A 22,455-nucleotide genomic window follows, 5' to 3' on the forward strand; every position below is an offset into this window, starting at 1 on the left:
CGCCCCCGTCCCCCGCGCCCCCGTCCCGCTGCGTCCTCCCCGCTCCGTCAGCCCGCACGCGCGAGAAATCTGCGCCAAATGTGCGGTGCGGTGCCAAATGTGGCACCGCACCGCACATTTGGCGCAGAAAAGGTGGGGAGGGGGCAAGTCGGGGTGGGGAGGAAGCAAGGAGGGGGAGGAAGTGGGGGCGGAGTCGGGGTGGGGTTGAACTTGAGTCGCTCACACTCAACTCTCAGCGAATGGAACTTGCGTCGGGATGACTCAACTCGCATACTTGAGTCATCCCGGCTCAGGATCCGCATTCCGCAGGCTCGGCCGGAGTCACAACCCCCAAGCAACAAGGAGCACAACACATGTCACGTGCAGTTGGTATCGACCTCGGTACGACGAACTCCGTGGTCGCAGTCCTCGAGGGTGGCGAGCCGAAGGTCATCGCCAACGCGGAGGGCATGCGCACCACCCCCTCGATCGTCGCCTTCGCAAAGGATGGCGAAATCCTCGTCGGTGAGAGCGCCAAGCGTCAGGCCGTCACGAACGTCGACCGCACCATCGCTTCGGTCAAGCGCCACATGGGCACCGACTGGAAGACCGACGAGATCGACGGCAAGCGCTACACCCCGCAGGAGATTTCGGCCCGTACCCTCGGCAAGCTCAAGCGCGACGCCGAGCAGTACCTCGGCGACAAGGTCACCGACGCGGTCATCACCGTCCCCGCCTACTTCAACGACGCTGAGCGTCAGGCCACGAAGGAAGCCGGCGAGATCGCTGGCCTCAACGTTCTCCGCATCATCAACGAGCCGACGGCTGCAGCACTCGCCTACGGCCTCGACAAGGGCCAGGAAGACGAGCTCATCCTCGTCTTCGACCTCGGTGGCGGTACCTTCGACGTCTCCCTCCTCGAGGTGGGCAAGGATGACGACTTCTCGACCATTCAGGTTCGCGCAACCGCCGGTGACAACCGCCTCGGTGGTGACGACTGGGACGAGCGCATCGTGAAGTTCCTCGTCGAAGAGATGAAGTCGCAGACTGGCGTCGACGTCTCGGGCGACAAGATCGCCCTCACGCGCCTCAAGGAAGCTGCCGAGCAGGCCAAGAAGGAGCTTTCGAGCTCGATGAACGCGAGCATCCAGCTCCCGTACCTCTCGGTCACCCCGGAGGGCCCGGCCAACCTCGACACGAGCCTCTCGCGCGCCAAGTTCGAAGGGCTCACGAAGGACCTCCTCGAGCGCACCCGCAAGCCCTTCGAGGACGTCATCCGCGAGGCGGGCGTCTCGGTGAACGACATCGCCCACGTCGTCCTCGTCGGTGGCTCGACCCGTATGCCGGCCGTCACCGAACTCGTGAAGCAGCTCACCGGCGGCAAGGAGCCCAACAAGGGCGTCAACCCGGACGAGGTCGTCGCCGTCGGTGCAGCCCTCCAGGCTGGTGTCATCAAGGGTGACCGCAAGGACGTCCTCCTCATTGACGTCACCCCGCTCTCGCTCGGTATCGAGACCAAGGGCGGCATCATGACGAAGCTCATTGAGCGCAACACCGCGATCCCGACGAAGCGTTCGGAGACCTTCACCACGGCTGACGACAACCAGCCCTCGGTCCAGATCCAGATCTTCCAGGGTGAGCGTGAGTTCACGCGCGACAACAAGAACCTCGGCACCTTCGAGCTCACCGGTATCGCACCGGCTCCGCGCGGTGTGCCGCAGATCGAGGTTACGTTCGACATCGACGCCAACGGCATCGTCCACGTCTCCGCAAAGGACAAGGGCACCGGCAAGGAGCAGTCGATGAAGATCACGGGCGGCTCGAGTCTCCCGAAGGAAGACATCGAGCGCATGGTTCGCGAGGCAGAAGAGCACGCTGCTGAAGACCAGAAGCGTCGCGAAGCTGCTGAGCAGCGCAACGTCGCCGAGACGATGGCCTACTCGGTCGAGAAGACCATCAACGAGAACGACGACAAGCTCCCGGCCGACGTCAAGTCGGAGGTCCAGGCGGACGTCGACGCCCTCAAGGCAGCCCTCGCTGGCGACGACGATGACGCGATCAAGTCGGCATCCGACAAGCTCGCCGAGTCGCAGCAGAAGCTCGGACAGGCCATCTACGCAGCAGCTCAGGCAGAGCAGGCTGGCGCCGAGGCTCCCACGGCCGACGCTGACGCCGCAGGCTCGAACGATGACGACATCGTCGACGCCGAAGTTGTTGACGACGAGGAGAACGGCAAGTAGCCATGACTGACGCACACGAGAACCAGAACGAGCACGACGAGCACGACCAGCCGCAGGTCTTCGACAAGCGGCGCATCGACCCCGTGACCGGTCAGGTTCGCGGCGTCAACGCTAGGGAGGCTGCGGCGGAGGACGACTCCGCTGCAGCCACCCCGGCGGGCGATGCTGCCGCAGACGCGAACGCATCGCAGTCGGAAACAGTCGAAACGAGCGCCGAGCCGAGCATTTCGGACGACGACCTCGAGAAGCTGCTCTCTGGTGAAGGCGTTGACGAGGCACCCGTGGAGGGCGCCGCAGACGCCACCACGAGCGGCACCGCCGAACTCTCGCCCGAGGCGAAGCTCGCCGAGGAACGCCTCGACGACCTCCGCCGCGTGCAGGCCGAGTACGCCAACTACCGTCGCCGCACCGACCGGGAGCGCGAAGAAGCGAAGGACCGCAACACAGCCGACGCGCTCGCGCTGTTCCTGCCGATCCTCGACGACTTCGACCGCGCAGGCCAGGCTGGCGACCTCGTCGAGGGCACCCCGCTCGCAGTCATCGCGGCGAAGTTCCGCGGCATCGTCGAGCGTTCGGGGCTCATCGCCTACGGCGAGCAGGGTGAGGTCTTCGACCACAACCAGCACGAGGCCATCGCGCAGATCCCGAACCCCGAGGTGACGACCGAAACCGTCGCTGACGTCGTCCAGCGCGGCTACCGCTACGGCGAGCGCATCGTGCGCGTCGCCAAGGTGGCCGTGTTCACGCCGAGCGCCTAGCCAACTCCCTGCCGCATCACGGTACGGGCGTATGAGGGGCTGGGCGTCGTGCCCCGCCCCTCATACGTAGTGAAAGGACTCACATGGCAAGCCAAGACTGGCTTGAAAAGGACTTCTACAAGATCCTTGGCGTCGAGAAGGACATCTCGGCCGCCGACCTCAAGAAGCGCTACCGCAAGCTTGCGCGCGACAACCACCCGGACACGCATCCCGGTGACACCGCGAAGGAAGAGCGCTTCAAGCAGATTTCCGAGGCGTACTCGGTGCTCTCCGACGAGAAGCAGCGCGCCGAGTACGACCAGATCCGCGCCATGGGTGCGGGTGGTGCCCGCTTCAGCCCCGGTGCTGGCGGCTTTGAAGACATCTTTGGCGGCAGCTTCGGCGGCTTTGGCGGTCGCCGCGGCGGCCAGCAGTACACGAACGCCGACTTTGAAGACCTCCTCGGCCAAATGTTTGGTGGCCAGGCGGGCGGCATGGGCGGACGCGGCGGCTTCGGCACCGGCTTCCAGGCTGGCCCGCAGAAGGGTCGCGATCAGCGCGCCTCCGTCACGATCGACTTCCGTGCGGCAGCGCTTGGCGAGACGAAGACCTTTGAGGCCGACGGTCGCAAGGTTTCCGTCCGCATCCCGGCCGGTGTGGATGACGGGCAGACGATCCGCCTGCGCGGCAAGGGCGCCCCGAGCCCGAACGGTGGCGAGGCGGGCGACCTCCTCCTCAAGGTGAGCGTGCGTCCGCACGAGGTGTTCTCGAAGGAGGGCAAGAACCTCGTTGTTGAGCTTCCGGTCACGTTTGCCGAGGCCGTCCGTGGTGCCACGGTCGAGGTGCCGACGCTCGATGGCGACACGGTGCGCGTCAAGGTGCCAGCGGGCTCGTCGAGTGGCAAGACGCTGCGTGTTCGCGGTCGCGGTATCGCCACGAAGTCGGCGAAGGGTGACCTCCTCGTGAAGCTCGTTGTGGCTGTCCCCTCGCACCTCACGAGTGCGCAGGAGAAGGCGCTCGATGCTTTCATTGAGGCAAGCCCGGCAGAATCGCCGCGAGAGGATCTCCTCCGGAAGGCCAAGGTCTAGCGATGCGTGTCGATTACCAAGAGCTTGACGAGAACGCGCCCGTGTTCTCGATTGCCGCTGCCGCCGAGCTTGCGGGGATGCACCCGCAGACGCTTCGGCAGTACGACCGGCTCGGGCTCGTGGTGCCCCAGCGCACGCGCGGCAACGTCCGTCGCTACTCGCTGCGGAACGTGTCTGAGCTGCGCGAGATCTCTCACCTCGCCGCCGATGGCTTGAATCTCGAGGGCATTACGCGCGTGCTTGCGCTCCGTGAGCAGGTGCGCACCCTCGAGAAGCGCGTGCGTGCGCTCGAGTCAGAGCTTGCGGATGAGCGCTTGAAGCGTCCCGGCCAGCGCGTGTTTGCGGCTGGCGAGGCGGGGGATGTCATCACCCTCGCGCAGGGTATGCGTGCTCGCCGCCGCACCGACCTCGTCGTGTGGCGCCCGGGTCGCGTCGACGACTAACACATGGGTGAACACGGGGCTTCGGCTGATGCCGGAGCCCCGTTGTCGTGCTGGCGGTCAGGGCATCCACAATCGAATGTCGGTGGTAGCTGACATGCTGGGCACGCATGTTGATGAGGCCGCACCGTGGCCCGCGTGAAAGGACACTCGATGACTGCAGCATCCCGCCCCGTCGCGTTGATTACCGGCGCAACGCGAGGTATTGGCCGCGCCATTGCGAGCGAACTTGCCCGTACGCATCACGTCATCATTGGGGGCCGCAGTCGGGCGGCGGTGGATGCCGTTGTGGCCGAGCTTGGTGACGCGAGCGGATTTGTGGCTGATCTTGCTGAGCTGTCGTCGATTGCCGATCGTGCCGCGATGCTGCCCGAGCTCGATGTCCTCGTCCACTCGGCCGGCCTCATTGGCCCGCATGAGCCAATTGCTGAGGTCAATGTGGACGATCTCCTCCAGGTATTCACTGTCAACGTTGCTGCGGTACACGAACTCACGCGCATCACGCTGCCCGGGCTCCGCGCGCGGTCCGGCAGTGTCATCACGATCAACTCCGGCTCGGGCTTCACCTCGCATCCGAAGAGCTCCGTCTACTCGGCCTCGAAGTTCGCGCTTCGGGCCTGGAGTGACGCGCTTCGGGATGAAGAGCGCGCACACGGCGTGCGAGTCACCTCCATCCACCCCGGTCGTGTGGCGACAGACATGCAGCAGGAGCTTCGTGCCATGGAGGGTGGCGAATACCGGGAGGATGACTACCTCACGCCCGCGGCTGTGGCGCAGGCGGTGCGGCTCGCGGTGGAGACCCCGCGTGGTGGCAACATCGACGAGCTGCAGATTCGACCGCAGTAGCCGCGCCACGGCATCGTGGCAGATGGATTCTTGGCGGATTGGGAACATCTCAGCTGCGGCGCTGATCGAACCAGTGCGGGCATCTTGCCACGCACGAGGGAACAGGAGTACACCATGAGCCGATGTGAGGCATCACAGCACAGCCTGGTGCGTGCCGTACTCGCGCAGCTCGTGTGTGCTGCGCTCATCGGCATCGCTGCGCTCTGGTTCCCGTTGGCCGCAGAACCCGCGCACGCCGACACTCAAGACGGCCTCTGGTACTACGACGACTTCGGCATCGAGGCGCTCCACGAGGCGGGGTACCGCGGTCAAGGCGTCACCGTTGCGCTCTTCGATTCGCCGATCAACACCAAGGCTCCTGACCTTGTCGGCCAACATATCGAGCCGCGCACCGGAGAGATTTGCGCGGGCTATGACGGTGTCGAGGACGGCGAGAAGGCCGAGCACGGCACCGGCATGGCGAGCCTCATCGTCGGCAACGGCGAAGGCGTCGGCAGCGGCCTGTCGGAGCGCGGCGTGAAAGGTCTGGTGCCAGACGCACGACTCCTCCACTATGCCGTGATCGAGACCCCAAAAAATTGCCGCCCCTCACTGACTGAGGCTGTTGAGGATGCCCTCGCACAGGGGGCCACGATCCTCAGTTTCTCGATCGGATGGGGCAGCATCCGTGACATCGAGAAGGCCTTCTCGCTGGCGCTCGCCAAGGGCGCCATTATCGACGTCGCAGTACAGAACGAAGACGGCGACGAATCCGACCCGATCTCTGGCGCAAACGGCGTCGTCTCGATCGAGAACGTCGACCCTGATGGCAAGGACGATGGGATGACCGTGACCTCGCCCCGTCTCGACTTCGTTGCCCCCGGCGTCGACATTCGTGCGGCTGCCGCTACCGGGCACGATGCCTGGCAGAGCTACGGGCTGTCGCTCGGCACCTCGCCCGCCACAGCGTGGACGAGCGGCGTCTTCGCGCTCGCTTCATCGGCGTGGCCCGACGCGACCCCGAACCAGCTCTTGCAGTCCGCGATCCGCACCACCTCCAACGAGGGGTGGAAGCCACTTGAACGCACGAACGAAGAAGGCTTCGGTCTGCTGTCGCCGCAGAATCTCGTCGCGATCAACCCCACCGGTTTCCCCGACGAGAACCCGCTCATTCGTGACAGCGACGACGGCAAGACCGACCTTGTCCCCACGCCGGCAGATATCTTCGGTTCCGGTGGTCGTGGCTCGACCGACCCGGGCATCGAGACCGTCGATCACGAGCTCGGCAGCTCCACCCCCGTGGACAAGCCAAACCGGATGGCCGAGGAGGTCGGTGCGCTTCCGACCGTTGACGAGCAGCATCCGGCGCCCGAAGTAGCACCATCGAGCGGCGACCTTGCCGTTCGAGCGCTCGGTGAAGTGCTCCTTGTTGCAGCGGTCGTCCTCCTCGCGATCCTCATCATCGCGACGATCGCGCGCAAGCGTCGGCAGCCCGCCTATGCACGCGCCGCGTGGGGCGCGGTGCCGTATGGCTCGGGCGGCTACGGGCCGGCGGGGTACGGCCCCGTTGGCTATGGCTCGGCTGGATACGGCCCTGCGGGGTATGGCCCGGCCGGCTCTGCATCGCAGCTTCCCGGAACGCCTGCGCCCTACGGTGCGAATCCGTACAGTCGCGCCGCCACGATCTCGCCGTACGGCATGAACGCGCCCCGGGCTGCGGCATACGGCGTGAGCAGCTATGGGACGCCGACGTATGGTGCGCCGGCCTCGACACCTGCTGCAGCTGGTGGTTCCCCAGCGGTTCCCTCGCCCGATCGCTGGGGTGCGCAGGCGCCGCTCCCGAACGATGCAACCTCTGCCGCGGCGGGGGCGTCGCGACACGGCGCTCCGCAGGCCGGGACACCGCAAGCCGGTGCGTCGCAGCCTGGCGGGCCGCGTCCTGCTCCAGACATGAACCTGGGATACCGCTCGCCAGCCACGAGCGGATACCCCGCACAGGCCTCGCTGTCCACATCCCTGCCGGCCCCTCAGGGCGCCGTGCCCAGCTACGGGCAGCATCCGGTTCCGCAGTATCGACAGCCCGCGGGCTTGTCCGCATCCCGGCCGTCGGCGCCATCCATGGGCACGCCTCCCGCACCGCCGCAGCAGCGCCTCGGCGGCACCGTCCCCGGCGCGAACTCCTCGCAGCAGCCGGCAACACCGCCGCGTCCGCAGCTCCGCTACGAGGCAACCAAGCCCTACGAGCTTGGTTCGGACTTCTGGCCGAGCCAGGTCATCAAAGCGAAGAACGTTGAGGAGTACCGGGCCCCGCAGCGAATGAGCGACCCAGACAGCAAGAACTAGGCACTCCGCGATCCGGGCACGGAGCTGATCGAATCGTGGGTTGACAGGCAGCGGCAACTGCGCCCAGGCACGCCACCCCACTGCGGGCGAGGACAGCCCGCGCGATAACGTGAACACCATGAGCAACGAGCCGAGCGACGAGCGCATCGACCCCGCACTCGAACGCGTCCTCAGTGAGGCTCGCGAGCTGCTGCGCGGCGCGACGCCCGAACACGCCCCGCGCGAACTCACCCGAATCGCACTCATCGACGACGACGGGGCAATCTGGCACGGCCTGTTCGAAACACTCGGCACCGAAACACACGACGCGACGACTGCTCGCCGCCTCCGCATCGCCGCTCGCAACGACGCCCTCGACGCCGAAGCGCAGTTGCGCGCCGACACCGCACACCACGAGAACGCACCACACTGGCACGGACTCGAGCAAGAACTCCTCGCCGACGCCCAACTCATCCTCGGGCAACTCCCGAAAACGAATGCGGAACTCCGGGCATTGAGTCTCCTCGCGGGGCGCCACGCGGCACCCGACGCGATCCTCATCCTCGGCGGCCGCGAAAAGTACCTCCACCGCGGCATGAACGACATCCTCGCGGAAGGATTCACTACCGTTCGGGCCACACGAGGGGCCCGAAAAGCGCGCGCCCTCGTCGCCTCCCAGCCGCGAGGTGAGGTGACACCTGAGTCAGATCTCCAGAGCGACACCATCCTTAACGACCGAGAACTCGGCGGCCCGCTCATCGTCTGCGCAACCCCCGGAGCCTTCGCCGGAGCCAAGCTCGACCTCGGCACCCGCGCGCTCCTCGGCGTGCTGCAGCAGCCGCAGCTTGTCACCGAGATGGGCCACCTCGACGGCCAGGACGAGCTCAACATCCTCGACCTCGGCTGCGGCACCGGCATCCTCGCCGCCGTCGCCGCCCGACGTTGGCCGACGGCACGTGTCACCGCGAGCGACCGCTCCCTCGCCGCAGTGACGAGTGCCACAGCGACCGCTCGCGCGAACGGCCTCGACGACCGCATCCATGTCGAGCGAGACCTCGCGGCAGCCAAGGTACCGCCAGCGAGCATCGATCTCGTCCTGTGCAACCCGCCCTTCCACGACGGCCTCGCCGTGGTCGAAGACCTCGCCGCGCCCATGTTCCGCGGAGCCGCACAAGCCCTCCGTCCCGGCGGCCTCATGCTCACGGTCTTTAACGCCCACCTCGGGCATCGGCAGACACTGCAGCGTGTGGTCGGCCCCACGCGCCAACTTCACCGCGACGCAAAGTTCATCGTGACGCTCAGCATTCGCGCCGAGCGGGCCTGACGCGGGCGTGAGGCAGGAACCGAGCACGGCGGGGCAACATCCACCGTCTCCACCAAGGCACCCTCGCTAACCTGAACTACGACCCTGCCGCGTGACCCATACAAAGCGCGCACGAGCCAACCCAGAGAGGCGACCCCGATGCGAACCCTCATCGACCTTCTTCGCGACTGGATGCCCGAGCAGCGCTGGTTTCGAGGCTCAGGCGCGTCCGAACTCCGCCACCTCGGGTCCTATGTCCTCGAGCACATAGGCGACGACGAGGATGTCTACCGCATCATCGTCGCGCTCATTGTCGACGAGCAGACGCTGCCCGAGAGTGGCAGTGTGCCAGCCGCCACGATCTACCAGGTGCCCCTCGTGCTCCGCGAAGCCGATAGCGACGCCTCCGCGCGCGGCTACCTCGGCTCGATCCAGCACGACGGGGCAAGCCGCACCGTCATCGACGGTCCGCACGACCCCGCCTTCGCGGCGGCCCTGCTTGCCCTCGTCGCCAGCGAAGGGCAGGCCGGGGGCGAGACTGGCGATGACGTGACGCGTGCCTTCGGGCTCCCCATGCCCGGCATCCAGCTCGGCAACTTCGCCTCGAGCCGCGTCCTCGACGGAGAACAGTCCAACACCTCGATCATTTGCGAAATGCGCCGCGACGACGAGGCCGCAACCCCGATCATCATGAAGGTGTTCCGCATCCTCGCCGACGGCGACAACCCGGACGTCACGCTGCAGACCGCTCTCGCCAGCGCCGGATCCCGCCGCGTGCCCGCGGTCGTCGGCAACGTCTCCGGCATGTGGCTCGATCCGCGCGTGAGCGACCGCCCCGCGCGCGGCAACCTCGTCTTCGTGCAAGAGTTCCTCCCCGGCGTCGAGGACGCCTGGCGGGCGGCGCTTCGGGCAGGAGCCTCCGGTGACGACTTCCTCACCCCTGCCCGCACGCTCGGGCAGGCGACTGCCGAGGTACACGCCGTTCTCCGCAAGGTCATGCCAACCGTCCCGACAACGCCCGAGCGCGTTGAGGCGGCCCTCGCCGCGATGCGCACGCGACTGGACGCGGCCATCGCCGAGGTACCCGCGCTCGCGGAGTTCCGCGAACGGGCCCTCGCCTGCTTTGCAGCGGCACGTGACGCCGAGTGGCCGATCTCGCAGCGCATCCACGGCGATTACCACCTTGGCCAGGTGCTCGCGGTGCCGGGCCGCAATTGGGTGCTGCTCGACTTCGAGGGTGAACCACTTTCGCCACTCGAGGTGCGCAACGCCCCCGACTGCGCGGTGCGCGACGTGGCCGGGATGCTGCGCTCCTTCGACTACGTTTCCGGCTCACTCACGATGACCGCTGGCAGCGAGCAGGCCCACGACTGGGCGATCGCCGCGCGCAAGGCCTTTATTGAGGGATACGGCGAGGGGCTCGTTGAGCAGGGCATCGAGGGCAAAGAGCTCCGGGCCCTCCTCGATGAGCGCGTGTGTGCTGCGTACGAAATCGACAAGGCGCTCTACGAGGCCCGCTACGAGGCTCTCCACCGCCCCGACTGGCTCGGCATCCCGATGGGCGCGATTGAGCGGCTGCTTGGCGAGCGCGAGTCGGCTGCAAGCAACAAGTAGGCGGCGATCGCCTACTGGCCGGAATTGGCGGCGCGGGTGCGTGCCCGTGCTGCCGGGACCTCTATCCGCTGCGGTACGTAACCGCGGGCGGTGATGGGGGAGACGGGCAGCGCGAGTCGTTCCGCGAGTCGCCACCAGCCTCGGCGCGGGGCCGTGAGTTCCACCGAGCCGCCCGCGAGGAGTGCAGCCATGGTGTGCTTCGCGGTCGTGCCCCACTTCTCGAGAAGGCTCATGTGGCCGAGGAGGAGCTGACCGGGGTTGTTCGCGTCGAGCCACCCCGTCTCAACTCGAACGACGCCCTTTGCGTGCACGGGTGATGCGCCGTGTCCGAGCCTGCCGAGGAGGGGCAGCCGGGCGTTGAGTCCCTGCACGGGCCCCACCGTGGCATCCCCGGGCGCGAGCATCGCGAAGTGCGGGACGCGAGCCCGTGCGGGGAGGTCATCGAGCCCCGCGATGCCGTGCCCGAGGCCCGCGCTCGCGATGTGCACGACCCGGTCGACCTCGAGCCCACGGCGAAGGGCAAGGCCGAGTACGGCGCCGCCGAAACTGAATCCATAGGCAACGATGGCGGTGTCGGGGCTGCGCGGGATGCTGTTGCCGAAGCGGGCGAGGGGAGCTGAGAGCTTCCGTGCGCGCTCCGCGAAGAGGACCTGCGGGCCGTGCGGGAAGACGCCTCCCTGCCAGACGATCATGCCCGCGGCGTTGTCGCCCGCGATGCCGTTCGCGAGGTAGACCGCCTCTGACATCGTGTGCGCCTTGCCTTCAAACTCGAGCGGGTCGGAGTCGTTGCCGGGCACGAAGAGGCCCACGAACCTCGTCTCGTCGGCGAAGGGGGAGAGGTAGGCGTCGTCGGTGTCGCGGATGCGGTGGCCGAGGTATTCGATGACGCTCGAGCGCTCCGGGTCAAAGCCGATGAGAAAGCGCGGGAGGGCGTCTCGGGTGAAGAATCCGGGGCCCGAATGCAGAGCTTGGAGGCGCTCGCGGAGGTGGTCGATGTGGTCCGGAATGAAGCTCAGGCCATTCGCGTGGAGCATGCTGCGGAGGCGCTCGCCGAGGTCCTCGTGGCTGTCATCGCCGAGGAGTTCGGCGAGGGTGCGGTGGTTCGCGCGAATGCGGGCGGGCCACGGGACGCCGTTGAGGTTACCGATCGCGAGCGGGGCGAGGGTCTCGAGTTCTCGGCGCTGCTCGGTGGTGAGCGCCGACCACCAGGCGCGGACCTCGTCGGTGCTCGGTGGGGTGTCGACGAGTGCACGCTCGAGCGCGGCCCGGTCTTCGGGCGCATTCGTGAGGAGGAGTCCGAGCGGGTGATGCACGTCACGAGCCTAGAACGTGCTGATGGTGGGGTGATGGGTGTGCTTCGTGTGTGCTCGGAGATCGAATGTCGGTGGTCCCCGGAAGGCTTGTTGGTGCGAGCGATGTGGGGCCTGTGATGTGGGTTTTCGGTGGGGATGAAGAAGCTTGAGGTTCGCCGTGAGGTGCAGCAGATGGCTCGCATTCTGGGATGACTCTTCCTAAACTTGAGTCATCACGACTCAGGGAATGTGCTGCGGGGTCACTCAGGTCACGTTCCGCTGGGTGAATCCGACATCATCCATCAGGAGGCGCCACATGGCGAACATGCAGGGGGCACCCACCCCCAACGAGGACGCGAAGAGTGCCCTCGAGCAATACGGTGTGAACCTCACCGATATTGCGCGTTCCGGCAAGCTCGACCCGGTTATCGGTCGAGACGCCGAGATCCGTCGCGTGAGTCAGGTGCTCACGCGACGCACGAAGAACAACCCGGTGCTCATTGGTGAGCCCGGCGTTGGCAAGACGAGTGTCATTGAGGGGCTTGCGCAGCGCATCGTCGCGGGCGACGTTGCCGACTCACTCAAGGGCAAGGAGCTCGTCGCGCTCGACCTTGCCAGCCTCATCGCGGGCGCGAAGTACCGCGGTGAGTTTGAGGAACGGCTCAAGGCTGTCCTCAAGGAGATCACTGAGTCCGATGGCAAGGTCATCACCTTCATCGACGAGCTGCACACGCTCATGGGTGCGGGTGGCGGTGAGTCGTCCATCTCGGCCGCCAATATGCTCAAGCCCATGCTCGCGCGCGGTGAGCTCCGCCTCATTGGCGCGACCACGCTCGACGAATACCGTCAGTTCATCGAGGCGGATGCTGCGCTCGAGCGTCGATTCCAGCAGGTGCTCGTCGACGAGCCGAGCGTTGAAGACACCATCGCCATCCTGCGCGGTCTCAAGGAGCGCTACGAGGCACACCACAAGGTTGCGATTGCCGACTCGGCACTCGTCGCGGCGGCGACGCTTTCGCACCGCTACATTCCGGCGCGCAAGCTCCCTGACAAGGCGATCGACCTCATCGACGAAGCGGCCTCGCGCCTTCGCATGGAGATTGACTCCTCGCCGGTTGAGCTTGATGCGCTGCAGCGTCAGGTCGATCGTATGCGCATCGAAGAGCTCGCGCTGAAGAAGGAGCACGATCCTGCCTCGGTCGAGCGGCTTGCCTCGCTGCGTGCGGAGCTCGCCTCGCTCGAGAAGGACCTCAAGGCGCTCCAGCAGCGCTGGGAGCAGGAGCGCACGGGCCTCAACCGCATCGGTGAGCTCAAGACGAAGCTCGACAACGTTCGCGTTCGCGCCGACAAGGCGCAGCGCGAGGGCAAGCTCGAGCTTGCGAGCCGCCTGCTCTACGGTGAGCTGCCTGCTCTGCAGAAGCAGCTCCTCGAGGCTGAGCGCGCCGAAGACGGCGGTGCTCGACTCGTGAACGACCACGTCACGAGCGAAGACATTGCCGGTGTTGTCGCAGCCTGGACGGGCATCCCGGTTGGCAGGCTCATGCAGGGTGAGATGGACAAGCTCCTCTCGCTCGAGGCTGAGCTCGGCAAGCGACTCATTGGTCAGGAGCGCGCCGCGGCAGCCGTGGCGGATGCCATCCGCCGTTCGCGCGCGGGCGTGTCCGACCCGTCCAAGCCGACGGGATCCTTCCTCTTCCTTGGTCCGACGGGCGTCGGCAAGACCGAACTCGCGAAGGCTCTCGCCGAGCTGCTCTTCGACGACGAACGCGCGATGATCCGCATCGATATGTCCGAGTACGGCGAGAAGCACTCGGTTGCGCGACTGGTCGGTGCCCCTCCGGGATACATTGGCTACGAGCAGGGTGGTCAGCTTACGGAAGCGGTCCGCCGCCGGCCGTACTCAGTGGTGCTCCTCGATGAGGTCGAGAAGGCACACCCCGAGGTATTCGACGTGCTGCTGCAGGTGCTCGATGACGGTCGTCTCACCGACGGCCAGGGGCGAACGGTCGACTTCCGGAACACCATCCTCATCCTCACCTCGAACCTGGGTTCGCAGTTCCTCATCGACCCGCTCACGACATGGAGCCAGAAGGAGTCGCAGGTGCTCGCCACCGTGCGGCAGGCGTTCAAGCCCGAGTTCGTGAACCGTCTCGACGACATCGTCGTGTTTTCGGCCCTCTCGCAGGACGAGCTCGCGCGGATCGTTGCCCTGCAGCTCGACCGACTGCAGCAGCGCCTCGCATCGCGACGTCTCGAACTTCGTGTCACCGAGGATGCCAGCGCCTGGCTTGCCGAACGTGGCTACGACCCGATCTACGGTGCGCGGCCGCTGCGTCGACTCATGCAGAAGGAAATCGACGACCGCCTCGCGAAGGGGCTCCTGTCGGGAGCCATCCACGACGGGGATGCCGTGGTCGTTCAGGTGCGTGCAGACGGCGATGGGCTCGAGCTCGTCTCCGCCTCACGGGCGGAGGCTGAGCCGGCCCAGTAGAGGCGGCCTCCGACGCCAACAAGTCGGCCCGGGCGATCAGCGGATCGCCCGGGCCGGGGCTGTTCGCCCACGTGAAGTGAGGCGGCCTACGCCTCCGACCGGAAGTGCATGTCTGCGAGCGGCTTGCGTTCGCGAGGCGCCTGATCCTTCAAACGAACCTCAGCAGGCACCGCGTCGCTCGAGTCGTGGCGTCCCACCGCAATGATGATCTGCGGAGAGAATGGGGCGTCAATCTGGAACGCCTCTGCGAGTTTGTCCGCCCCAAAGCCGCCCATCTGGTGCGTGTGCAGCCCCATCGTCGTGGCCTGCAGCAGCAGGAACGCCGTCGCCTGGCCAAGGTCGTGCTTCGCCCACGGAAGCGGAATACCCTCGCGCTCCTCCTCGACGATGCCGACGAACAGGGCGGAAGCGCTCGGCACCCACGTCTGGTTGAAACCCATGAGCGTCTCCACGATCTGCGCGTGCTCGGGCGTGCCGCGGTGTGCGACGAGGAAGCTCCACGGCTGCGTGTTCGACGCCGACGGTGCCCAGCGGGCAGCATCCAACAGGGTGTCCACCATCTCATCCGTGAGCTCGTGACGCGCATCGAATCCGCGCGGGCTCCACCGGTTCGCGATCGTGCTGTTCACCGACGGCAAGACAGCATTGCGGCGTGGTGCGGCAGGATGAGACATGGGAAACCTCCGTGGTCCAGTGGATGCACGCTAACCCACCCGAGTGCTCAGAATCTGGACGCCAGGACACGGCAGCGAAGAAGCCCCGATCAGCTGAGAGTGCAGTTCTTTGGTCGGAGCGACACGAGCTCTGCGGGGCATCCGAACGCTGGCTGCAGCCCTAGAAAATCATCGGCACGTCATCGTCAAGGCTCGTCGCCACATCGAGCTCGACCATGACGGGGACGTGATCGCTCGGCGCCTCACCCTTGCGTTCGTCGCGGTGGATGGATGCATCCACGACGAGCTCGTCGAATTCTGGGGTGCCCAGGATGAAGTCGATCCGCATCCCCTCGTTCTTCGGGAACCGCAGCTGCTGGTAGTCCCAGTAGGTGTAGCCCTCGATGCCGCGGTCGCGGGTGATGTCGACGAGACCGTCATCGAGGAACGCCTGGAAGGCGGCTCGCTCCGGCGCCGACACGTGCGTTGCGCCGTCGAAGACCGCCATGTCCCAGACGTCGATGTCGAGGGGGGCAATGTTGAAGTCACCCATGAGTGCGAGCGGGGCGCCCGGATTCGAAGCGCGCCAGGCTGCGGTTGCGGCGCGGAGTCGCTCGAGCCACGCGAGCTTGTACGTGTAATGCGGATGCGTGAGCTCGCGGCCGTTCGGGACGTAGAGCGACCAGAGGCGGATGTCTTCGACGGTGACGCCGAGCGCGCGGGCCTCGAGGGGGAGTGTCCCGTCCTCGAGCTCCTCGCCGAAGCCCGGCATCTCGTCGAACCCGACCGTCACCTCGCTCATCGGAAGCCGGCTCGCGAAGGCGACGCCGTTCCACTGGTTGAGCCCGTGGATCTCGAGCTCGTAGCCCGCCTCTTCAAACACCTCGCGCGGGAACTGCTCCGGCTTGCACTTGATCTCCTGCATCCCAAGGACATCGACGTCCTCCCGCACCAGCCAGTCCACAATTCGAGCCGACCGGGCCCGCACCGAGTTCACATTCCACGTCGCAACACGCATGCCCCCACGCTACCCGCCCGACGCCTGCGCTCCGGTCCGTGCCCCGCCTCCGGAAATTTGGCATCACAGAGCCATTCGTGGCCATATGTGGTGCGAACCCTGCCCAAATGCCAAAAATCCGGAGCTGACCTCCTCGCGTCCCGGGGACGCTCGAGGTCAGACCTGTGGATAACCGGTTTTTGTCGTCATCTGCTTGGTGTGATGGACGGGTGGACGCATTGGATTGGTTGCACTCAGAACATGGGGGAGTTGCGCGTGCTGCCTGGTTCATCGAGCACGGCGTCGACAACACCGCTCAACGACGGCACCTTCGGGATGGCGCGCTGGTGCGAGTTCGACATGGTTGGCTCGCCGTGCCGCACGCCAACGTGAACGTAGTGGTCGCGGTTCGTCAGGGCGGAGTCCTGAGTTGCGTGAGTGCCTTCCAGCTCTGGGGGAGCTGGGCGCCGCGTGATCACGGCCTGCACGTGCGGGTGGACCGTCGTCATCAATGTCTCGATGAGCGAACGGTGAATCACCTTCTTCCCCGCCGCCTGGTGCGGCAATCGCTGACGGGCGTGGACACGCCGCTTGCGGCCGCGGCCGCTGTGGCGCGGTGCCTCGAACGAGCCGACGCCGTCGCGGTATTGGACTCGGCCCTGCGCTTGGGGCTGTTCACTCATGAGTCGCTGGAGTACCTGGCGGGGCAGATTCAAGGGGTGAGCAAGGTCGTGCAGCTCCTCGACCCGAGTGCTGGTTCGGGGCTTGAGTCGCTTGTCCGCATCATGCTGCGCCGACTCCGGATCCGGTTTCGAACGCAGGTGCTTATCCCGGAGGTGGGCGTCGTCGACTTCCTGATCGGCGATCGCTTGATCCTGGAGGTCGACGGGCGCGAATTCCATGACACTGCATCCGGCTTTGCGAAGGATCGGCTTCGTGACGCGAACGCAGCCGCCCTGGGCTTCCTGACGCTCCGAACGACGTATGCCGAAGTCATGTACTCGATAGGGGATCTTGAGAGACGGATCCTTGCGGTTGTCAGGTCTCGAGATCACTACTGGAGTCGTCGGAATGCGCGCTGGCGTCAGCAGGGATTGCCGTGCCCGGCCTCCGGAAATTTGGCATCTCGGAGCCATTCGTGGCCATATGTGGCATGAGGGCCCCTGAAATGCCAGATTTCCGGAGGAGGAAACTGGGGCGGGACGGGCCGCGGGTGGCGGGTACGCTGGTGGGGTGACTGATGACCGCGCGCAACTCATTGAACTCATCCGCGACGAAGCCGTCTTCCACGGTGACTTCACGCTCACGAGCGGCAAGAAGGCCAGCTACTACATCGACCTTCGCAAGCTCTCGCTCGACCATCGCGCGGCCCCGCTCATCGGCCGCATCCTGCTCAAGCTCATCGACGAGTTCGGCCCCGTGGATGCCGTGGGTGGCCTCACCATGGGTGCTGACCCGCTCGCCAACGCCGTCCTTCACCAGGGCGTCGCCGAAGGTCGCACGATGAACGCTTTCGTCGTGCGCAAGGAGCCGAAGGATCACGGCCGCGGCCGCCAGATTGAAGGTGCCGAAGTCGAGGGCAAGCGCGTCGTCGTCCTCGAAGACACATCGACGACCGGTGGCTCGCCGCTCAAGGCGATCGAGGCACTCGAGAAGGCTGGCGCGAACGTCGTCGCCGTGTGCACGATCGTCGACCGCGCAACGGAGGCTGGCCCGCGCATTGAGGCAGCTGGCTACCCGTACCGCTACGCGATCGGTCTCGAAGACCTCGGCCTCGCCTAGGCGCACCGGCATTCGAGTCGCACATGCCGGGGGAGGATGGCGTGACGTCGCGCGAGGGCGGATCTCGTGGGGGTTCGTTCCTGCCGCGTCGCCTGCGCGGCCAGTACTCGGATGTGGAGCCAGCCCAGCAGCCGGCCCAGGCGCCTGCAACGTCACACGTTGATGCGACAGCACCGGTAAGCTCACGCGCCTTCAAGAGCGAGGCTGACCCTGCGCTCGCCGACGAGACAACGACCGCGAGTGAAGTGAAGTCGCTCCGTGCGCTTGCGCGACGCGGCGTCACGAGGACGGGCGACGCCGAGACGCGCCAGCCGAGCGCGTCCGCGGCCACGCCACCGAGCACGAGTGCCGGGAACACGAGCACCCCAGAGCAGGCGCAGCCTCCCCGCGTCGTTGCCCCGCGCATCCCGAAGCGCCTGAGTCACACCGTCCGGGTAGGATCCGATGCCACACCATCGGCCGACCCTGCCGTCGCACCTGCACAGCCCACCCACACCCCTGAACCCCAGGCAACGAGCGACGCCGAACCGGCCGCAGGAACCCCCGTCGTCCCGCCCCGCTTCATCCCGCAACGAGACCGCGAGCTCCTCAAACGCGAAGACCAGCGCCAGCTCCGCCTCGAAGAAGAAAAAGCCGCGAAGTCCTCGAGTCGTGACGTCCTCTCGGAAACCAAGGACGAGCAGCTTGACCGCGAAGCCCGGGCCACCCGGCGTGCCCGACGCCGCTTCCGCAACCGCGTCCTTCTCGCCGGTGCCGTCCTCGCCATCTTTGCCTTCATCGTCGGCGCCATCGTGAACCCCTTCGCGAAGCGCGCCCCGAGCCCCGAAGAGCTTGCCGCTTCGAACCTTTCCCACCCGACCCCGACCGGCGTCCCCTATGCGGCGCTCGAACCCGGCCAGTGCTTCAGCACCTTCACGAACGCCTGGGCCGCCGAGTGGCAGACCACCGAGTGCACGGGCGAGCACGCCGCCGAGTTCCTCGCCGAGGTGCCGGCCCACCCGTACAAGGGCGGCCCCTACCCGGGCGAGGAGCAGCTGCGCGCCCGCGCCCAGCTCAGCTGCCAAGACACCTCCGTCCTCGACGAAAAGAAGGCAAAACAGGTCGACAAGCTCGTCATCGACGTCCGCTACGCAGCAAGCCAAGCCGAGTGGGACGCTGGCTTGCAGCACTACGCCTGCTTTGTCGCTCGCAGCGATGGCGGAAGCTGGAGCGGTAGCCTCGCGGCATGACCCACGTGAGCGAGTCCATCGACGTCATCGTTGCCGAGCAGCACATCCTGCCCCTCTTCACCGATCTGCACACCCTCCCGCGCATGCTCTCCTTCATCGAGGAGGTCGAGCCGATCAGCGCCGACGTCGCGCGCTGGACGGTCGCGTTCATGGGCAAGCGCAAGCAGCTTGACGTGCGCCTCGTGAGTGCGGGCCCCGAGGGTGTCGTCTGGACAAGTGCAACCCCCGGCCAGGCGTTCGACGTGCAGGCGCGTACCCAGGCGCTCGGCCCGGAAGATACGCGCGTCACGATCGACGTGGAGTTCGACGCAGGTGGGATGGCCGAGAAGCTGGGCCTTGCCCGACCGGTCGCTTCGAAGGCCATCCAGAACGAGCTCAAGAACGCGAAGGCCTACGTCGAGCGACGCTTCGTCCGCTAAGCGGCGCACTGCTATCCTCATCGCAGAGCACGTGCTCCGGGGTCAGTGAAAATCTGAGCCGGCGGTCAAAGTCCGCGAAGCCACCCTTTCGAGGGCGGCCCGATCCGGTGGAATTCCGGAACCGACGGTGAAAGTCCGGATGGGAGGCGCACGTGGATGCAGCACCCGCTGCATCCTGCTCGTGGCATCCAACCGATGGTGTTGGGCGACGCGAGGCTCGCAAGGGGCGGTGTTTGACGACGCCACAGCTGAGCGACCGCACGGCGCCAGCAGAGCCGAACGTGTTTGCGTGCGGCGATGTGCACTACCGGGGTGGATGACGCGCCCCGAAGCCTCCCGAAGCATCCCGGAGCCCCAACGAAGGAGATCCGGATGCAGCAGCCGACGGTACGGCGCCGCGCAAGTGCCCGCGCTGGCTCGAACGCGCGCTGGGCAGCCCCGACCGTCCTTGCGCTCGTGCTCCTCGGCCTCTGGCAGCTCCTCTCTTTCACCACCTCGCGCACCTTTCTGCCGGGTCCGGTGGATGTCCTCACCCGCCTTGCGGAGGAACTTGGCTATGGCCGCATCTTCCGCTACGCCGGCACGACCTTCGTAGAGGCGCTCCTCGGCACCTTCGTCTCGGCGCTCATAGCGCTGCCGCTCGGCTATCTCGTCGCCCGCGTGCGTCTCATCGATCTCGCCGCGAGCCCGTTCATTGCCGCATCGCAGGCGGTCCCGGCGATCGCGATTGCCCCGCTCCTCGCGCTCTGGATCGGCTACGGCCTCCCGCCGATCGTTGTGCTCTGTGCGGTGACGGCGTTCTTCCCGATGCTCGTGACAACGACGATCGGCATCCACTCGCTTGACCGTGACATGCTCGAGGCGGCAACCCTGGACGGCGCCGGCTGGTGGGCGCGCCTTCGCCACATCGAACTACCGCTCGCCTTCCCGAGCATCGTCGCGGGGATCCGTGCCGGTGCCGCCCTCTCGGTGACCGGCGCCGTCGTCGGCGAATTCACGATGGGTAGCAAGGGTCTTGGGATGCTCCTGACTCTCCACCGCGACGCGAATGACACGGAAGGACTCTTCGCGACACTGCTGCTGCTCATTGCGCTCGCGGTGCTGCTCTTTGGTACGCTCGGTCTGCTTGTACGCCTTGCTCCCGGCGAAACGAGCGCACGGCAGCACGCCCCGTCGACGTCATTCGGCCGAGGCAGCATCGACCGCTCGCTCACCACGACATCCCACTGATCGGAAGGATCCACCATGCGTTTCTCGTTCCGTCGCGCCACAACTGCCGCGCTCGTGCTCGGCCTTGCCGTCGTGGGCCTTTCGGGTTGTGCAGCCGAACCCAGCACGCCTTCCGAAGACACGGTCACGATCGGCCTCACCTACACGCCGAACATTCAGTTCGCGCCCTTCTATCTCGCAGAGCAAAAGGGGTACTTCGAGGAGCAGGGCGTTCACGTTGAGCTGCGCCATCACGGCGAGAGCGAGGAGCTCTTCGGTGCGCTCGCGAACGGCACGGAGGACTTTGTGTTCGCGGGTGGTGACGAAATTGTGCAGGCTCGCTCTGCGGGGACGGACGTCGTGAGTATTGCAACGCTCTACTCGAGCTACCCCGCGGCGCTCATCGTTCCGAAGGATTCGTCGATCCAGTCGGGCGAGGACCTGAAGGGGCACAAGGTTGGCGTGCCCGGCCCCTACGGGCAGACCTACGCTGCACTGCTTGCCTTGCTCTCCGAAGCCAAGCTTGGCGAGCATGACCTCAGCTTGGAGCACATCGGCTACACACAGCAGGCGGCGCTCACGAGCGGCAAGGTTGATGCGGTCATGGGCTATGCGAATAACGACGCAGTTCAGCTTGAGCGCGCGGGATTCCCAGTACGCGTGATTCCAGCGTTCACGGGCGACGACGAGTCGCTTGTAGGCCCAGCGCTTGCGGCATCGAGTACCTCGCTAGCAGCTCACTCGGCGAGCGCATCAAAGGTTCTTATCGCCTTGGCGAAGGCGACAGGCGAACTCATCGCCAATCCGGAAGAGGCGATGACGGCGGCCGAGGAGTTCATCCCGACGCTCACGTCGAGTGAGCAGCGTGATGCTGCCCGGGCGACCCTTGACGCGACGATCCCGTTTCTCGAAGCGAAGTCTGGAGACGTGCGCTTTGCGAATGACGAGGAGACGTGGCAACGGATGGTCGAGTTCATGGCAGAGCACAAGCTGCTGAGTGGCGAGACGCCGCGGGCTGAGGACACGTTCACGAACGAATACTTGCCTGTGCAATGAGGCGCGGTGTCCAACGGGGCTCAGGTGTGACGATCTCGCCGATACCCTCAGAAGGTGAGTAGCGAAGAGACGAATCGCGGTGACGGGCCAACCCACGGCGTTGGCCCCTACCCAGGCGGGTCGGACGCATGGCCAGACGACCCGCGGCTTGATCCTGAACTGCTCGAGCACGGAGACCGTCGGAACGTCATTGATCGCTTCCGCTACTGGCGCGTTGAGTCGATTGTCCAAGAGCTTGATCGCTCGCGCCGCCCCTTTCACGTGGCGATTGAAAACTGGCAACATGACCTCAACATCGGCTCGATTGTGAGAACCGCAAACGCGTTTAACGCCGCAGCGGTGCACATTATTGGGCGTCGCCGGTGGAACCGTCGGGGTGCCATGGTGACGGACCGTTACCTCCACGTTCATCACCACGACACGATCGAGGCTTTCCAAGAGTGGGCCTCGTCGGAGGGCCTGTCGATTGTGGCGGTCGATAATGTGCCCGGATCTGAGCCGGTAGATGCGGCTCCGTTGCCAGCCCGCTGTGTCTTGCTTTTTGGGCAAGAGGGCCCGGGCTGCTCGCCGCAGGCGATTGCTGCTGCGGAGCGGGTGGTGGAGATCCGTCAGGCTGGCTCCACGCGTTCGATGAACGCGGCAGCAGCGGCGGCGATTGTGATGCATGAATGGGTACGCGTGCACGCGCCGGTGCACGGCATTCACTAGAGAGCGTCAGCTCCAATGTCAAACCGAGTCGGCCGGTTCATGTTCCCCGCCACCAAAGTGAAAACTGCTGT

At 66.1% G+C, this 22,455-nt stretch carries 19 protein-coding genes and 1 riboswitch; of the genes, 16 read left to right on the forward strand and 3 right to left on the reverse strand.

The features are described 5' to 3' along the window. Nucleotides 1-353 precede the first annotated feature (353 nt). From dnaK to ZAL01S_RS09355, 8 genes are all read left to right on the forward strand, one after another. Nucleotides 354-2,219, forward strand: coding sequence for a molecular chaperone DnaK (gene dnaK, locus ZAL01S_RS09320; protein WP_066082529.1), 1,866 nt, complete (start codon nucleotides 354-356; stop codon nucleotides 2,217-2,219). Nucleotides 2,220-2,221: 2 nt separating this feature from the next. Next, entirely contained in the window at nucleotides 2,222-2,977 is a 756-nt protein-coding gene (locus tag ZAL01S_RS09325; protein WP_066082531.1) for a nucleotide exchange factor GrpE, read from the forward strand. Between the two features lie 83 nt (nucleotides 2,978-3,060). Continuing rightward, entirely contained in the window at nucleotides 3,061-4,044 is a 984-nt protein-coding gene (locus ZAL01S_RS09330; protein WP_066082533.1) for a DnaJ C-terminal domain-containing protein, read from the forward strand. 2 nt (nucleotides 4,045-4,046) lie between these two features. Continuing rightward, nucleotides 4,047-4,487, forward strand: a complete 441-nt coding sequence (locus tag ZAL01S_RS09335; RefSeq protein ID WP_066082535.1) for a heat shock protein transcriptional repressor HspR — start codon at nucleotides 4,047-4,049, stop codon at nucleotides 4,485-4,487. A 150-nt stretch (nucleotides 4,488-4,637) separates the two neighbouring features. Continuing rightward, on the forward strand, nucleotides 4,638-5,330 hold the full coding sequence (locus tag ZAL01S_RS09340) for an SDR family oxidoreductase (protein ID WP_066082537.1): 693 nt from the start codon (nucleotides 4,638-4,640) through the stop codon (nucleotides 5,328-5,330). 114 nt (nucleotides 5,331-5,444) lie between these two features. Then, nucleotides 5,445-7,652, forward strand: coding sequence for a S8 family peptidase (locus ZAL01S_RS09345; RefSeq protein ID WP_066082539.1), 2,208 nt, complete (start codon nucleotides 5,445-5,447; stop codon nucleotides 7,650-7,652). Nucleotides 7,653-7,770: 118 nt separating this feature from the next. Continuing rightward, on the forward strand, nucleotides 7,771-8,955 hold the full coding sequence (locus ZAL01S_RS09350; RefSeq protein WP_159421673.1) for a class I SAM-dependent methyltransferase: 1,185 nt from the start codon (nucleotides 7,771-7,773) through the stop codon (nucleotides 8,953-8,955). Between the two features lie 138 nt (nucleotides 8,956-9,093). Beyond that, nucleotides 9,094-10,548 carry a maltokinase N-terminal cap-like domain-containing protein gene (locus ZAL01S_RS09355; RefSeq protein ID WP_066082543.1) on the forward strand — a complete coding sequence of 485 codons (1,455 nt, stop codon included), beginning with the start codon at nucleotides 9,094-9,096 and terminating at the stop codon, nucleotides 10,546-10,548. An 11-nt stretch (nucleotides 10,549-10,559) separates the two neighbouring features. Here the strand turns inward: ZAL01S_RS09355 and ZAL01S_RS09360 are convergent, their stop codons facing one another. After that, a complete protein-coding gene (locus ZAL01S_RS09360) occupies nucleotides 10,560-11,861 on the reverse strand; it encodes an alpha/beta hydrolase (protein WP_066082545.1) in 1,302 nt (433 codons plus the stop codon). 295 nt (nucleotides 11,862-12,156) lie between these two features. Here ZAL01S_RS09360 and ZAL01S_RS09365 point away from each other — a divergent pair, with 295 nt between their 5' ends. After that, on the forward strand, nucleotides 12,157-14,331 hold the full coding sequence (locus tag ZAL01S_RS09365; RefSeq protein WP_110467163.1) for an ATP-dependent Clp protease ATP-binding subunit: 2,175 nt from the start codon (nucleotides 12,157-12,159) through the stop codon (nucleotides 14,329-14,331). Nucleotides 14,332-14,417: 86 nt separating this feature from the next. Here ZAL01S_RS09365 and ZAL01S_RS09370 read toward each other — a convergent pair whose 3' ends face one another. Together ZAL01S_RS09370 and ZAL01S_RS09375 are read right to left on the reverse strand one after the other, a co-directional pair. Further along, nucleotides 14,418-15,005, reverse strand: coding sequence for a nitroreductase family protein (locus ZAL01S_RS09370; RefSeq protein WP_066082547.1), 588 nt, complete (start codon nucleotides 15,003-15,005; stop codon nucleotides 14,418-14,420). Nucleotides 15,006-15,165: 160 nt separating this feature from the next. Further along, nucleotides 15,166-16,002 carry an exodeoxyribonuclease III gene (locus ZAL01S_RS09375; RefSeq protein WP_066082549.1) on the reverse strand — a complete coding sequence of 279 codons (837 nt, stop codon included), beginning with the start codon at nucleotides 16,000-16,002 and terminating at the stop codon, nucleotides 15,166-15,168. A gap of 413 nt (nucleotides 16,003-16,415) precedes the next feature. On the opposite strand from ZAL01S_RS09375, the gene ZAL01S_RS09385 reads away from it, so the two are divergent. The 7 genes from ZAL01S_RS09385 to ZAL01S_RS09415 all read left to right on the forward strand — a co-directional run bounded on the left by ZAL01S_RS09385 (nucleotide 16,416) and on the right by ZAL01S_RS09415 (nucleotide 22,384). Then, nucleotides 16,416-17,138, forward strand: coding sequence for an endonuclease domain-containing protein (locus ZAL01S_RS09385; protein WP_159421674.1), 723 nt, complete (start codon nucleotides 16,416-16,418; stop codon nucleotides 17,136-17,138). Nucleotides 17,139-17,214: 76 nt separating this feature from the next. Continuing rightward, a complete protein-coding gene (pyrE, locus tag ZAL01S_RS09390) occupies nucleotides 17,215-17,763 on the forward strand; it encodes an orotate phosphoribosyltransferase (protein WP_066082555.1) in 549 nt (182 codons plus the stop codon). A gap of 41 nt (nucleotides 17,764-17,804) precedes the next feature. Next, complete coding sequence (locus tag ZAL01S_RS09395) at nucleotides 17,805-18,992, forward strand: hypothetical protein (RefSeq protein WP_159421675.1); 1,188 nt, start codon at nucleotides 17,805-17,807, stop codon at nucleotides 18,990-18,992. After that, the gene (locus ZAL01S_RS09400) at nucleotides 18,989-19,411 is read left to right on the forward strand and encodes an SRPBCC family protein (RefSeq protein ID WP_066082559.1); all 423 of its coding nucleotides are present in this window, start codon (nucleotides 18,989-18,991) and stop codon (nucleotides 19,409-19,411) included. The genes ZAL01S_RS09395 and ZAL01S_RS09400 overlap by 4 nt, the downstream gene beginning before the upstream one ends. A gap of 28 nt (nucleotides 19,412-19,439) precedes the next feature. Next, nucleotides 19,440-19,566, forward strand: a riboswitch (FMN riboswitch). Nucleotides 19,567-19,783: 217 nt separating this feature from the next. Continuing rightward, nucleotides 19,784-20,641: an ABC transporter permease gene (locus tag ZAL01S_RS09405; protein ID WP_083523247.1), complete on the forward strand. Its 858-nt coding sequence runs from the start codon at nucleotides 19,784-19,786 to the stop codon at nucleotides 20,639-20,641. Between the two features lie 15 nt (nucleotides 20,642-20,656). After that, complete coding sequence (locus ZAL01S_RS09410; protein ID WP_066082561.1) at nucleotides 20,657-21,676, forward strand: ABC transporter substrate-binding protein; 1,020 nt, start codon at nucleotides 20,657-20,659, stop codon at nucleotides 21,674-21,676. Between the two features lie 54 nt (nucleotides 21,677-21,730). Continuing rightward, nucleotides 21,731-22,384 carry a TrmH family RNA methyltransferase gene (locus tag ZAL01S_RS09415; RefSeq protein WP_066082563.1) on the forward strand — a complete coding sequence of 218 codons (654 nt, stop codon included), beginning with the start codon at nucleotides 21,731-21,733 and terminating at the stop codon, nucleotides 22,382-22,384. Nucleotides 22,385-22,455: the final 71 nt, after the last annotated feature.

Origin of the sequence: [Zimmermannella] alba NBRC 15616, assembly GCF_001570905.1 — a bacterium.
Classification (GTDB): Bacteria; Actinomycetota; Actinomycetes; order Actinomycetales; family Microbacteriaceae; genus Pseudoclavibacter; species Pseudoclavibacter albus.